This is a genomic window from Actinomadura sp. NEAU-AAG7 (genome assembly GCF_018603865.1).
In the GTDB taxonomy this organism is placed as follows: domain Bacteria; phylum Actinomycetota; class Actinomycetes; order Streptosporangiales; family Streptosporangiaceae; genus Spirillospora; species Spirillospora litoris.
Map to the genome: position 1 here is coordinate 1,934,378 of NZ_JAHFZY010000001.1, position 12,481 is coordinate 1,946,858.

Here is a 12,481-nt window from a genome sequence, read left to right on the forward strand (position 1 = left end):
TCACGGCTCCGCGCGCGTGCGGACCGTCCAGCGGCTAGGCTCGGAGCGGTTTCCCCGGCGCATCCAGAGAAGACGGAGTCAATGAGCGATCTTCCGCTGCGTTCGCAGCTGGCCGTCGCGCTCGGTCGTACGGCCGCCAAGATGTCCCGCATCGCGGGCCGTGGGGACGGTTCGGTGATCGGCGGGCGCATCGGGCTGCGCCTCGACCCCGAGCTGCTGACCAGGCTCGCGAAGGACCGCAAGCTCGTCCTCGTCAGCGCCACCAACGGCAAGACGACGACGACCCGGCTGATCACCTCGGCGATGACGCCGCTCGGCGAGGTCGCGACCAACGCGTTCGGCGCGAACATGCCGACCGGGCACGTGTCCGCGCTGGCGTCCGCCCCGACCGCCCGGTACGGCGTGCTGGAGTGCGACGAGAAGTACGTCCCGATGGTGCTGGCCGAGACCGGCGCGAACATCGTCGCGCTGATGAACCTCAGCCGCGACCAGATGGACCGTGCCGCCGAGATCTGGCTGCTGGCGGGCAAGTGGCGGCGCGCCCTGGAGGCGTCCCCGAACAGCCACGTCATCGCCAACTGCGACGACCCGCTGGTCACCTGGGGCGCGTCCACGGCCAAGAGCGTGACGTGGGTCGCCGCCGGGCAGCACTGGCGCGAGGACTCCTGGTGCTGCCCCGAGTGCGGCGGCCCCCTCGACCGCCAGGACACCGGCGAGGACAGCGACTGGCGCTGCCGCCAGTGCCACTTCGCCCGGCCGCGTCCCGACTGGGCGCTGCACGGCGACCTGATCACCGCCCCCGACGGCCGGACGTTCGGCCTCACCGGGCTGTCGCTGCCCGGCCGCGCGAACCGCTCCAACGCCCTGATCGCGCTCGCGGTCGTCGCCCAGTTCGGCGTCCCGCCCGAGCAGGCGCTGCCGCTGCTGTCGCAGGTCACCTCGGTCGCGGGCCGCTACACCACGGTCGAGCACGAGGGCCGCAGCATCCGCCTGCTGCTGTCGAAGAACCCGGCGGGCTGGCTGGAGGCGTTCGACGTGCTCCAGCCCGCGCCGGGCCCGGTCGCGCTGTCGATCAACGCGCAGGGGCCCGACGGCCGCGACACCTCCTGGCTCTGGGACGTCGACTACCGCATCCTGCGCGGCCGCCCGGTCTGGGTCGCGGGCGAGCGCCGCATCGACCTCGCCGCCCGGCTGGAGGCCGCCGAGGTCGCCTTCACGCTCGTCGACGACATCGACCAGGCCGTGATGGCCGTCCCGCCCGGCCATCTCGACGTGATCGCCAACTACACCGCCTTCCAGAACATCCGAACGAGGTACGGCCGTGTCGTCTGACCGCATCAAGATCGTCTGGATCTACCCCGACCTCCTCAGCACCTACGGGGACCAGGGCAACACGATCGTCCTGGAGCGCCGCGCCGCGCTGCGCGGCATCCCGACCGAGACCGTCAACATGCGCTCGGACGAGCCCGTCCCGCAGGACGGCGACATCTACCTCCTCGGCGGCGGCGAGGACCGCCCGCAGATCCTCGCGGCGCAGCGGCTGCGCAACGACGGCGGCCTCCAGTACGCGGCGCAGCGCGGGGCGGTCATCTTCGCGGTCTGCGCGGGCTTCCAGATCCTCGGGCACGAGTTCGGCGGCGAGGAGGGGCAGCCCGTCCCCGGGCTCGGCATCCTCGACATCCACTCCGGCCGCGGCCAGACCCGCGCCGTCGGCGAGGTCGTCGGCGACGTGTCCGCCGAGCTGAACGTCCCGCGCATCACCGGCTTCGAGAACCACCAGGGCGCCACCAGCATCGGCCCCGGCGCCAAGCCCCTCGCCAAGGTCATCTCCGGGATCGGCAACGGCGACGGCAGCGGCTTCGAGGGCGCCTACGCGGGCCGCGTGCTCGGCACCTACATGCACGGGCCGGCGCTCGTCCGCAACCCGGGCCTGGCCGACCTCATCCTCACCTGGGCCGTCGGGCGGCAGCTCCCGCCCATCGACGACTCCTGGGCGGGCCGCCTCCGCGAGGAGCGGCTCAACGCCGTCCTGACCTGATCCCGCCCTCCCCGGCCGTGGACGCGAACCCGCGTCCACGGCCTTTTTGCGCGTCCATGTCCCAGTAGGACATTCGCTGACCTATTGGGCCCCTAACGTGGTGGTCAACGGCATGACGAGAGGGAGAACCGATGCTGCGAGGACCCGCCACCACCAACTTCTGGGCGGACGACCTGGACGCCGCCAAGCGCTGGTACACCGAGTTCCTGGGATTCGAGCCGTACTTCAGCCGCTCCGGGCCGGACGGACGCCCCGCCTACTACGAGTTCCGCGTCGGGGACAACGAGCACGAGCTGGGCCTGATCGACGGGCGCTTCGCGCCGCCCGGCAGGTCGGCCTCCGAGCCGGGCGGGGCCCTCATGTACTGGCACGTCGACGACCTTGAGGGGACGCTGGAGAAGCTGCTGTCCATGGGGGCGGCGGAGTACCAGCCGATCACCGAGCGCGGGGAGGGGTTCGTCACCGCGTCCGTGGTCGACCCGTTCGGCAACGTCCTCGGCATCATGTACAACCGGCACTACCTGGACGTGGTGGGACGATGATGGACTTCGCGGACGCCGCCGCGTTCGAGGCGTGGCTGGCCGACCACCACGGCGACGAGGGCGGCGTGTGGCTGCGGATCGCCAAGAAGGGATCGCCCTCCGGCTCGATCACCATCGGGGAGGCGCTGGACGTCGCGCTCTGCTACGGCTGGATCGACAGCCAGCGCAAGTCCCTCGACGAGCACGGCTACCTCCAGCGGTACTCGCGGCGGCGCAAGGGGGGCGCGTGGTCGCGGGTCAACGTCGAGAAGGCCGAGGCGCTGATCGCGGCGGGCCGGATGCGCCCGCCCGGCCAGGCCGAGATCGACACCGCGAAGGCCGACGGGCGCTGGGACGCGGCGTACGCGCGGCAGCGCGACGTGGCCGTCCCGGCCGATCTGCTCGCGGCGCTGGAGGCGTCCCCGCGGGCCGCCGCCCGGTTCGAGGCGCTCGGCAAGACCGGCCGGTACCAACTGATCCTCCCGCTGCTGAAGACGAGGACCGCCGCCGGGCGCGCGGCGCGCATCGAGAGGACGGTCGCCGACCTGTCCGCCTGACCCGCCCTGAGGCGCCGGCTTCGCCTGCGGTCATACTGTCGGGCGGACATGCCACACGGAGCAGGGGCGTAATGACGATGAGCGCGGAACGGATTCTCATCACCGGCGCGGCGGGACTGATCGGGTCGTTCCTGCGGCCGAGGCTCGCCCGGCCGGGCCGGACCCTCCGCCTGCTGGACATCGCCGACATGGGGGAGGCGGGACCGGGCGAGGAGCATCTGCGGGCCTCCGTGACCGACCTGGCAGCGCTGGAGCGGGCCTGCGAGGGCGTGGACGCGGTCGTCCACCTCGGCGGGCTCGCGTCCGAGGCGCCGTGGAACGACATCGCCGACGTGAACATCAACGGCACCTACAACATCTACGAGGCCGCCCGCCGGACCGGCGTGGGCCGGGTGGTGTTCGCGTCGAGCAACCATGCCGCGGGCTTCCATCCGTCCGACGAAGCACCGGCCCCCGACTACCTGTTCCCCGCCCCCGACACCTACTACGGCGTCAGCAAGGTGACCGGCGAGGCCCTCGGCAGCCTCTACCACAGCCGCTACGGGCTCGACGTCATCGCGATCCGGATCCTCACCTGCAACGAGCGTCCGCCCGACCTGCGCTCCCTGGCGACCTGGCTCTCGCCCGGCGACGCGGCGCGGTTGTTCGAGGCGGGCCTTTCCGCGCCGAGCCCCGGTTTCCGGGTGGTGTGGGGCGTGTCCGCGAACACCCGGGGATGGTTCTCCCTCGACGAGGCCCGCGCGATCGGATACGAACCGCAGGACGACGCCGAACCCTATGCGGCGGAACTGACCGAGCGCTTCGGGACCCTCGATCCGGAGTCGCCGGACGCGCGCTGGCTCGGCGGCCGTTTCTGCGGCCCCGACTTCGGCGTCTGAGGGCCGGCGGCGGGGTCGTCCCCGGCCGAGGTCCCGTACGGGCACTCAGGGGGATCTGAGTATCCGCGCCGATGCCGGCGGGCCGCCCGGCCGGAGAGGGTACGGGCATGGACACCCCACGGTGGCGGCCGCCCGCCCTTCTCGCGAAGGCCGCCCTGGCCGCGCTGCTCGCCCTCGCCCTCGTGTTCCCCGAATGGGACCGGTTCGCCGACAAGGCGATGGACGTCCGGGCGTTCACCTACCCGGGCGCCGTCATGGTGGTCGCGCTGATCTGGCTGCTGCGGGGGCGCGGCCGCGGGACGCCCTTTCCGTGGGACATCGACCTGCTGGTGACGGCGCCGTTCCTGATCGACGTCGCGGGCAACGCCGCCGACCTCTATGACACCGTCGAGGGGTTCGACGACTTCTGCCACTACGCGAACTGGGCGCTCCTGGGCGCCGCGGCGGGGGTCGCCCTGCACCGATGGGCCTCCCTGAGGCCCTGGGCCATCGCCGTGTCCTGCGCGGGGATGGGCGCCATCGCCGCGATCCTCTGGGAGTTCTTCGAGTACTGGGTCTTCATCCTGGACACCCCGGAGACCGTCACCATCTACCGCGACACCATCGGTGACCTGATGCTGGGTCTGGCGGGCGCCACCACGGCGGGCCTCGCCGCCGCGGCGGTCGCCGTCCGCTCCCGCCCGCGCGTCCGCCGGAACGCCTCCGACCGGCGTCCGGCGCCGTCCGTCGCCGAACTCGACCGCGTCACCCGGCCCTGATCGGCGCGGAGGGGCCCGATCAGTAGACGAGGGCCTGCACGCCGTCCGCCGTGATCTCCTCGACGAAGGTCGGCGCACCGGCGATGCGGACGCCCGGGAGCACGTCGTCAGGCCCGATGTCGCGGCGGGCCGCGCACTGCGTGCACAAGGTCACCCGCCCGGCCGAGAGGATCACGGCGAGCAGGTCCTCCAGCGGGGTGGCGTGCGCGAGCGTGAACTCCGCCGCGCGGCCCGGGAGCGAGAACCACGCCGACTCCCCGGTCAGCCACAGCGAGACGGGCACCCCGCTCGCCACCGCCGCCGCCGCGACCGTGAACGCCTGGTTGCACCGCTCCGGCGCGTCCGCCCCCGCCGTCACCTTGATCACCAGAGGTCTCGCCATACGAAAACTCTAGCCGGGCTGTAGCATCCGTGCCGTGGGCGGCATGGTGAACGCGGGAGTCCTGGTCGTCGTGCTCGCGCTGGTGGCGGTGTCGGCCGTGCTGCTGGTGGTCAAGCTCGGCCGGTTGAAGTAGCCCGCGCCGGAGGCGGGGACGGCGGGCGCGTCCCCTCGCCCGCGCCGCGCCGCTACGCTCGGTCCCCATGGAGCCTGAGCTGCACCCCGACCTTGAGCCTCTGAAGTTCCTGCTGGGCACGTGGGAGGGCGCCGGTGTCGGCGGCTATCCCACGATCGAGGACTTCAACTTCGGCCAGGAGATGTCCTTCACCCACAACGGAAAGCCCTTCCTGATCTACGCGAGCCGCACCTGGATGATCGAGAAGGACGGCACGCTCGGGCGCCCGCTCGGCACCGAGACGGGCTACTGGCGGCCGCGTCCCGACCACCAGGTCGAGGTGACGCTCGCCCATCCGACCGGCATCGTCGAGATCTACGTCGGCAACGTCGCGTTCAACCGCGTCGAGCTCCAGACCGACGTCGTCGCCCGGACGGAGTCGGCCAAGGAGGTCACCGGCGGCACCCGCCTCTACGGCCTCATCGGGGAGGACCTCGGGTGGGCCTACGACATGGCGGCGATGGGCCAGAAGCTCCAGTCGCACCTGTCGGCCCAGCTGAAGCGCGTCGCCTGAGCGAGCAGGGGCGCCGGGCGGCCCGGAGAAATGAGCGATCCCCGGACCTTCCCGCATGGGCGGGGCGACGGACAGGACTGGTCCATCGGTCCGGGGATCGGGTAACTGCCTGGGATTCGCCGGTCACCGTCGCGACCGGTTGCCGCCGCCGGGGGCGGCGGCGCCGAGGCGGAACGGCGACTAGCGGACAGCCACCTCGCGAGTCCTAGAATCAACCATTTTCTTGGACCACCTCCTTTCGCGCGTACCGGCACGTTATGTGAGCCGCCGCGAGGAGGCAAGCGAGTTTCCGGCGATCTCTTCCGGCATACACTCGACCCATGGTCGAGTCGTGGCAGGAGGAGCTGCGGGCGAAGGGATACCGGGTCACGCCGCAGCGCCAGTTGGTGCTGGAGGCGGTCACCAACCTTGAGCACGGGACTCCCGAGGAGATCTGCACCGAGGTGCAGCGCACCGCCCGGGGCGTGAACATCTCCACCGTCTACCGGACGCTGGAGCTGCTGGAGGGGCTCGGGCTCGTCAAGCACGCCCATCTCGGGCACGGCCCGCCCAACTACCACCTGGCGGCCGACGCCGAGCACATCCACCTGGTCTGCCGCGAGTGCCAGACGGTCGAGGACGTCGACCCGCGCGCGGCGGCGGGCCTGGCGGGGGGCCTGGAGCGCGACTTCGGCTTCGAGACCGACGTCCACCACCTCACCGTCTACGGGCGGTGCAAGGACTGCCGCGCGACGTAGTCGGCGCCGGGGCGCGCAACCGCGGGGCGGGCGCATAACCTGGGAATCATGGAGAGCCCGCTGTTGCAGTCGCCCGGTGCCGTCCCCGCCGACGCGCCCGACCAGGAGGTCGCCGCCCACTACGGGGAGCCCTCGCAGGAGCAACGCGCGTTGGAGGCCGGGACGGCGTTCGTCGACCGGAGCAACCGCGGCGTCGTGCGGGTCTCCGGGCCCGACCGGCTGAGCTGGCTGCACAGCCTCCTGAGCCAGCGGCTGGACGGGCTGAAGCCGTATGAGCCCACCGAGGCGCTGCTGCTCAGCCCGAACGGGCACATCGAGCACCATCTGCACGTCATCGACGACGGCGAGGCCGTCTGGGCCCACGTGGAGCCGGGCGACGCCCCGTCCCTGGTGGAGTTCCTGGACAAGATGCGGTTCATGCTCCGCGTGGAGGTCGAGGACGTCTCGGCGGAGTACGCCGTCATCACCGGGCCGCCGCGGGGCAAGGGCCCGGCGTGGCCCGACGTGTCAGGGACGGAGACCCGGATCGTCCCCCGCGCGGACGGCTTCCCCGCCGACCTGCGTCCCGCCGGCATCTGGGCCTACGAGGCGCTCCGGATCGCCGCGTACCGGCCCCGGTTCGGCCTCGACACCGACCACCGCACGATCCCGCACGAGGTCGGGCTCGTCGAGACGGCGGTGCACCTCAGCAAGGGCTGCTACCGGGGGCAGGAGACCGTGGCCCGCGTCCACAACCTGGGCCGGCCGCCGCGCCGCCTCGTCTTCCTCCACCTGGACGGCAGCGTGGACCGGCTGCCCGCCAAGGGCGACCCCGTCGACATCCCCGGCGGCCGGACGGTCGGCGCCGTCGGCTCCGCCGCGCGGCACCACGAGCTGGGCCCGGTCGCGCTGGCGCTCGTGAAGCGGAACGTCCCCGTCACCGACGAGCTGCTGGCGGGCGGCATCGCCGCGGCCCAGGAGGTCGTGGTGGCGCCGGACACGGGCGCGAACGCGCAGATCGATCTTCGGCGCCGTCCGGCGAGCCGCGCATGACGGTGAACCTGGCGTAAAACCGCGATCTTCCGGGCAAATCATCAGAAGCTGATGATTTCTGCCGGGCCACCGGCCGGGGAAGGTGGATTCCTACGATGGTCGCGAACCTGGGGAGGACGCCGCCCCCAACGCAGCCCCCGAACCAGCCCCCGAACCAGACCCCGACGCAGCCCCCGCCCGCCAGGCGCGGAACCCGGCGCCGCCGCCGGCGGGAGTCGGCCCTCGTGTGGTGGGGCGTGTTCGCGGTCTTCGCCGTCGCCGCCTGGATGCTGGGATCGTGGCCCGTCGCGCTCCTCGGCCTGCTCGCGTGGTGCCTGTACCAGTTCATGCTCGTCCCGACGTTCTGCCGGGCGAGGACGCGGGAGGGGCACTACTGCACGGAGCGGGCCCGGGGCAGGCTGTTCGCATGCGGACCGAGCCACCAGCAGGCGAAGGTGGACGCGCTCTGGAAGCTGGTCGGGCTCCGCAACCCGTTCCGGGCCGGGTCGACGGACACCGCGAAGATCAGCCTGGAACCGGCCGACCGCGTCCTCGTCCTGCTGGCCGCCGCGGGGACGGTCGTGACCCTGATCGGAATGGTCTACGGCTTCTGAGTCACCCGCCGGTCACATGTCCACGACGAGCGTGATCGGACCGTCGTTGACCAGGGCGACCTTCATGTCCGCCCCGAAGACCCCGGTCGCGACCTCGGCGCCCAGTGTCCGCAGCTCGGCGACGACCTCGTCCACCAGCGGCTCGGCGACATGCCCGGGCGCGGCGGCGACCCAGGTGGGGCGGCGGCCCTTGCGCGCGTCCCCGTAGAGCGTGAACTGGCTCACCACCAGGAGCGGCGCGTCCACGTCCGAGCACGACTTCTCGCCGTCGAGGATCCGCAGGCCCCACAGCTTCGCGGCCATCCTCCGGGCCTTCTCCGCGTCGTCGTCGTGGGTGACGCCCAGGAGCACCATGAGGCCCGGCCCCTCGATCTCCCCGGTGACACGACCGTCGACGGACACGCTCGCCTGGCTCACCCGCTGGACTACGGCACGCATGACCATGCATTCTGCCCCCTATGGGAGCAACGACGCTCATCACGGTGGCGCCCACGGGCGCGGAGTCCGCGAAGGCGGACGTCCCGGCCCTGCCCGTCACCCTGGATGAACTGGTCCAGACGGCGAAGGAGTGCGAGGCGGCGGGAGCGGCCGTCGTCCACGTGCACATCCGCGACGACGACGCGCGGCCCACGCTCGCCCCGTCCCGCCTGCGGGACACGGTGCAGGCGCTGCGGGAGGGGACGGGGCTCATCGTCCAGCTCTCCACGGGCGGCGCGGTCACCGATCCCTACGAGGACCGCCTCCGCGTCCTGGACGCCGAACCCGACATGTGCTCGCTCACCTGCGGGACGGTCAACTTCGGCGCGGACGTGTTCATGAATCCCTGGCCCTTCATGACCGAGCTGTACGAGCGCACCCAGGCGATGGAGGTCGTCCCGGAGTTCGAGCTGTTCGACCTCGGACAGGTCGCCGCCCTCCACCGCCTCCTGGACAGGCACGGCCCGCCCTACGGCGGACACGTCCACTGCGACCTCGTCATGGGCGTTCCGGGCGGCATGCCGGGCGACACCCGCACCCTCGTCGCCGCCGTCGAGGCCCTCCCGGAGGGCGCGACCTGGTCGGCCACGGGGGTGGGCCGCACGACCCTGCCCGTCCTGCTCGCCGCCCTGTCCGCCGGGGGCCACCTCCGCGTCGGCATGGAGGACACGATCACCTACGCGAAGGGCCGCCCGGTCACGGCCAACGTCGAACTGGTGGAACGCGCCGCGTCGGCGGCCCACCTGGCGCAACGTCCGCCGATGCCGCCCGCCGAGGCCCGCGGGCTCCTGGCCGTGAAACGGCGCTAGCGGTGCTTGCGACGAGTGGGGGCGCGATGCGGGGCAATCCGGTGCTGGTCGAGGTGGAGCGGTCCGGGTTCGTGGAGTCGCGGCACCGCGGCGCCGCGATCGGCCTGGCGGCGGACGGCTCGGCGGCCGTCCGCGCCGGGGCGCCCGAGGAGCCGATCTTCCCCCGCTCGGCCAACAAGCCGATGCAGGCGGTCGCCATGCTCCGCTCCGGCCTCGACCTGGACGGCGAACTCCTCGCCCTGGCCGCGGGCAGCCATTCCGGCGAGGACTTCCACGTCGCGGGCGCCGAGAAGATCCTCGCCGGCGTGGGCCTCGGCGCCGCGGACCTGCGCTGCCCCGAACAGTGGCCCATCGACCTGGAGGTCGCGCGGACGGCCGGCGGCCCGTCCCGGCTCCGGATGAACTGCTCCGGCAAGCACGCCGCCATGCTCGCCACCTGCGCGGTGTCCGGCTGGCCCACGGCCTCCTACCTCGACCCGTCCCATCCGCTGCAACGCGCCGTCCGCGCGACCGTCGAGTCCCTCTCCGGCGAACGCCCCGTCGCGGTCGGCGTCGACGGCTGCGGCGCCCCGCTGTTCGCGATCTCCACGTCCGCCGTCGCCAGGGCGTTCCGCGCCCTCGTCCTGGCCGAGCCGGGCACCCCCGAGCGCCGCGTCGCCGACGCCATGCGCGCCCATCCCCGATGGACCTCGGGCACCCGCCGCGAGGAGCGCCGCCTGATGGACGCCGTCCCCGGCCTCCTCGTCAAATGCGGCGCCGAGGGCGTGGACGCCTTCGCCCACGCCGACGGCCGCGCCGGAGCCGTCAAGATCGACGACGGCGCCATGCGCGCCCGCACCCCCGTGACGACCGCCCTGCTCAGAGCCCTGAGGATCGACACCGCCCCAGACGTCGACGCCGCGGCCCTGGACGAACTCGCCACGGTCCCGCTCCACGGCGGCGACGCGGTGGTGGGCACGATCCGCCCGGCCCCCGACGTCTTCACGTCGTAGCCGTTCGGGCGCCGGGGGCGGTGATCGTCGTCTTCGCCTCGCCCCCCGTCAGCCGGGTCCGGTCAGATCGGCGGCGCGTTTGAGGAAGACGATGCCGTCGATCAGATCGAGCCGGGTCGGGTCGAGGGGGAAATAGGCGAAGTCGTGGGAGACGCGCGGGGAGGGCGACGGGAGGGTCTCCGCGAGGCGGCGGGCGTCGACGAGCGAGCGGTCCCAGGGGAGCGTGGACAGGGCGCCCTCGACGGTGCCGGGCGGCGGGGCGTCCTCGCCGGCCGTCCCGAAGGCCGAGGCCAGGAACGCGTAGCGGTCGCCCAGGTGCGTCGCGGTGATCGCGCCCGCGCTCCACCACTCCAGCTCCTGGTCACCGAAGGACATGCGGCTTCTGCCGCGTTGCAGGTGGAGGTTGTGGCTGAAGACCAGGGCCGGGCCCCGCTCGGCGACGGCACGGAGGTTGGCGGCCATCATCGCGTCGCGCAGCGCCGACAGCCGGGGCCACCGGACGGGGGACGTGTCCGCCATCCAATAGTGGTAGCGGAGCAGGCCGGTGGCGGTGCGGCCGTACAGGGCCGCCCGCTCCCGGTCGTCCGCGCTCAGTTGGGGTGCCTGCGTTTCGAGCAGCGCGACCAGGTCGTCGGCGATCAGGCGCAGCCGCCGGGCCTCGGGGGACCGGCCGATCGACCGGGACGGGTCCATGGCCGTGGCCTCGTTCGACCACCGCTCGTCCGGGCCGAGCAGCGCGTCGAGGGTTTCGCGGGTGCAGGGGAGGGGGCCGTCGAGGAGGTCGTGGAGGGCGGTGATCGCCTGGCGCGGGCTCGCCGCCCAGTACTCCAGGGGGCCGTCGAAGCCGAAGAACCGGAGCTTCTCGTCGTGCTCCCGGTTGTAGGCGCGCATCCAGCGCACGAGTTCGCGGTTGGCCGGTGACACGCCGAAGCCGTGGCTGAAACCGCGCTCCATGACGTCGTCGAGCCCGCCCGCGCCCGTCGCGATGTGGTCGTCCACGACGAGGCCCCTGAGGCAGTCGCTCTCGATCGCGAACGCCCGGTAGCCCTCGTGCTCGACCAGGTGCCGGAAGAGTTCGTTGCGCACCTCGCCCAGCTCTCCCACGAAGTGCCTGGCCTCGCCCAGGCCGAGCAGCACGGGACGGGCGGGGAGCGAGCGGAGGAACGTCGAGATGCCGGTGCCGTCGAGCGGGCCGGCCGTGTCCTGGATACCCATGCCTTCGACGGTATCGTTGAACTTTCGGTGTAAACTTTGCCCTCAAAGTATGGGGAATGGTGCGGTGAAGCCTCAAACAGCGGTGCATCCATGAGGCCGGTGGACCTGGCCCGGGAGCACGGTCTTTCCACCCAGGCCGTGCGGAACTACGAGGACGCCGGGATCCTGCCCGCCGCCGGACGCAGCGTCCACGGCTACCGCACCTACCGGCCGCCGCACGCGCAGGCCCTGCGCGCGTTCCTCGCCCTCCTGCCGGGGCACGGGCACCGGACGGCCACGTCGATCATGCGGGCGGTCAACCGGGGCGCCGTCGAGGACGCGTTGCGCCTCATCGACCAGAGCCACGGCCAGCTCCTCGACGACCGCGCCACCCTCCAGGCCGTGGAGGCCGCGCTGCGCGATCTGGCGCCCGTGCCGCCGGAGGACGGCGGCACCTTCATCGGCCCGCTGGCCAGGCGGCTCGGCCTCCGCCCCGCCACGCTGCGCAAATGGGAGAACGCCGGGCTGGTCCGGCCGGGCCGCGACCCCCGGACGGGCTACCGGGTCTACAGCGCGGCCGACGTCCGCGACGTCCGGCTGGCCCACCAGCTGAGGCGGGGCGGCTACCTGCTGGAGCAGATCGCGCCGCTGATCGAGCAGGTCCGCTCCGCCGGGGGCGTCGCCCCGCTGGAGGCGGCCCTGCGCGACTGGCAGGCCCGGCTGTCCGCCCGGGGGCGCGCCATGCTCAGGGGCGCCGCCGAACTGGACGCCTACCTCGGCGTCCGCGAGCCTTGAGGCCGGAGTTCCGAGGAGGTCGGAGTGGAGGA

At 72.8% G+C, this 12,481-nt stretch carries 16 protein-coding genes; 13 read left to right on the top strand and 3 right to left on the bottom strand.

Going from position 1 to position 12,481, the window contains the following annotated elements; all coding sequences use genetic code 11:
• Window positions 1-81 precede the first annotated feature (81 nt).
• From KLI87_RS08795 to KLI87_RS08820, 6 genes are all read left to right on the top strand, one after another.
• Window positions 82-1,332, top strand: coding sequence for a MurT ligase domain-containing protein (locus KLI87_RS08795; protein ID WP_214616476.1), 1,251 nt, complete (start codon window positions 82-84; stop codon window positions 1,330-1,332).
• Window positions 1,322-2,038: a type 1 glutamine amidotransferase gene (locus KLI87_RS08800; protein WP_214616477.1), complete on the top strand. Its 717-nt coding sequence runs from the start codon at window positions 1,322-1,324 to the stop codon at window positions 2,036-2,038. The genes KLI87_RS08795 and KLI87_RS08800 overlap by 11 nt, the downstream gene beginning before the upstream one ends.
• Window positions 2,039-2,169: 131 nt before the next feature.
• Window positions 2,170-2,580 (top strand): VOC family protein, encoded by a 411-nt coding sequence (locus KLI87_RS08805; protein WP_156221399.1) that lies wholly within the window; start codon window positions 2,170-2,172, stop codon window positions 2,578-2,580.
• On the top strand, window positions 2,577-3,116 hold the full coding sequence (locus KLI87_RS08810; RefSeq protein ID WP_214616478.1) for a YdeI family protein: 540 nt from the start codon (window positions 2,577-2,579) through the stop codon (window positions 3,114-3,116). Before KLI87_RS08805 ends, KLI87_RS08810 begins: the two co-directional genes overlap by 4 nt.
• 77 nt (window positions 3,117-3,193) lie before the next feature.
• Window positions 3,194-3,994, top strand: a complete 801-nt coding sequence (locus KLI87_RS08815) for an NAD(P)-dependent oxidoreductase (RefSeq protein WP_214616479.1) — start codon at window positions 3,194-3,196, stop codon at window positions 3,992-3,994.
• A 107-nt stretch (window positions 3,995-4,101) separates the two neighbouring features.
• Complete coding sequence (locus KLI87_RS08820; protein ID WP_156221404.1) at window positions 4,102-4,752, top strand: hypothetical protein; 651 nt, start codon at window positions 4,102-4,104, stop codon at window positions 4,750-4,752.
• A gap of 19 nt (window positions 4,753-4,771) precedes the next feature.
• Here the strand turns inward: KLI87_RS08820 and KLI87_RS08825 are convergent, their stop codons facing one another.
• Window positions 4,772-5,134: a DsrE family protein gene (locus tag KLI87_RS08825; protein ID WP_156221406.1), complete on the bottom strand. Its 363-nt coding sequence runs from the start codon at window positions 5,132-5,134 to the stop codon at window positions 4,772-4,774.
• 200 nt (window positions 5,135-5,334) lie between these two features.
• Between KLI87_RS08825 and KLI87_RS08830 the strand changes: the two genes are divergently transcribed.
• The 4 genes from KLI87_RS08830 to KLI87_RS08845 all read left to right on the top strand — a co-directional run bounded on the left by KLI87_RS08830 (window position 5,335) and on the right by KLI87_RS08845 (window position 8,182).
• Window positions 5,335-5,820 (top strand): FABP family protein, encoded by a 486-nt coding sequence (locus KLI87_RS08830; RefSeq protein ID WP_214616480.1) that lies wholly within the window; start codon window positions 5,335-5,337, stop codon window positions 5,818-5,820.
• 320 nt (window positions 5,821-6,140) lie between these two features.
• Entirely contained in the window at window positions 6,141-6,557 is a 417-nt protein-coding gene (locus tag KLI87_RS08835; RefSeq protein ID WP_156221409.1) for a Fur family transcriptional regulator, read from the top strand.
• A gap of 48 nt (window positions 6,558-6,605) precedes the next feature.
• The gene (locus tag KLI87_RS08840; protein ID WP_214616481.1) at window positions 6,606-7,589 is read left to right on the top strand and encodes a folate-binding protein YgfZ; all 984 of its coding nucleotides are present in this window, start codon (window positions 6,606-6,608) and stop codon (window positions 7,587-7,589) included.
• Window positions 7,590-7,684: 95 nt separating this feature from the next.
• Window positions 7,685-8,182, top strand: coding sequence for a hypothetical protein (locus KLI87_RS08845; RefSeq protein ID WP_214616482.1), 498 nt, complete (start codon window positions 7,685-7,687; stop codon window positions 8,180-8,182).
• A 12-nt stretch (window positions 8,183-8,194) separates the two neighbouring features.
• Here KLI87_RS08845 and dtd read toward each other — a convergent pair whose 3' ends face one another.
• Window positions 8,195-8,620 (bottom strand): D-aminoacyl-tRNA deacylase, encoded by a 426-nt coding sequence (dtd, locus tag KLI87_RS08850; RefSeq protein ID WP_214616483.1) that lies wholly within the window; start codon window positions 8,618-8,620, stop codon window positions 8,195-8,197.
• Between the two features lie 20 nt (window positions 8,621-8,640).
• Between dtd and KLI87_RS08855 the strand changes: the two genes are divergently transcribed.
• Entirely contained in the window at window positions 8,641-9,468 is an 828-nt protein-coding gene (locus tag KLI87_RS08855) for a 3-keto-5-aminohexanoate cleavage protein (protein ID WP_214616484.1), read from the top strand.
• Window positions 9,469-9,494: 26 nt separating this feature from the next.
• Window positions 9,495-10,460, top strand: coding sequence for an asparaginase (locus KLI87_RS08860; protein ID WP_214616485.1), 966 nt, complete (start codon window positions 9,495-9,497; stop codon window positions 10,458-10,460).
• A 48-nt stretch (window positions 10,461-10,508) separates the two neighbouring features.
• Here the strand turns inward: KLI87_RS08860 and KLI87_RS08865 are convergent, their stop codons facing one another.
• Window positions 10,509-11,675, bottom strand: coding sequence for an erythromycin esterase family protein (locus KLI87_RS08865; RefSeq protein WP_214616486.1), 1,167 nt, complete (start codon window positions 11,673-11,675; stop codon window positions 10,509-10,511).
• 90 nt (window positions 11,676-11,765) lie between these two features.
• Between KLI87_RS08865 and KLI87_RS08870 the strand changes: the two genes are divergently transcribed.
• Window positions 11,766-12,449 carry a TioE family transcriptional regulator gene (locus tag KLI87_RS08870; protein ID WP_156221422.1) on the top strand — a complete coding sequence of 228 codons (684 nt, stop codon included), beginning with the start codon at window positions 11,766-11,768 and terminating at the stop codon, window positions 12,447-12,449.
• The last annotated feature ends 32 nt before the right edge of the window (window positions 12,450-12,481 follow it).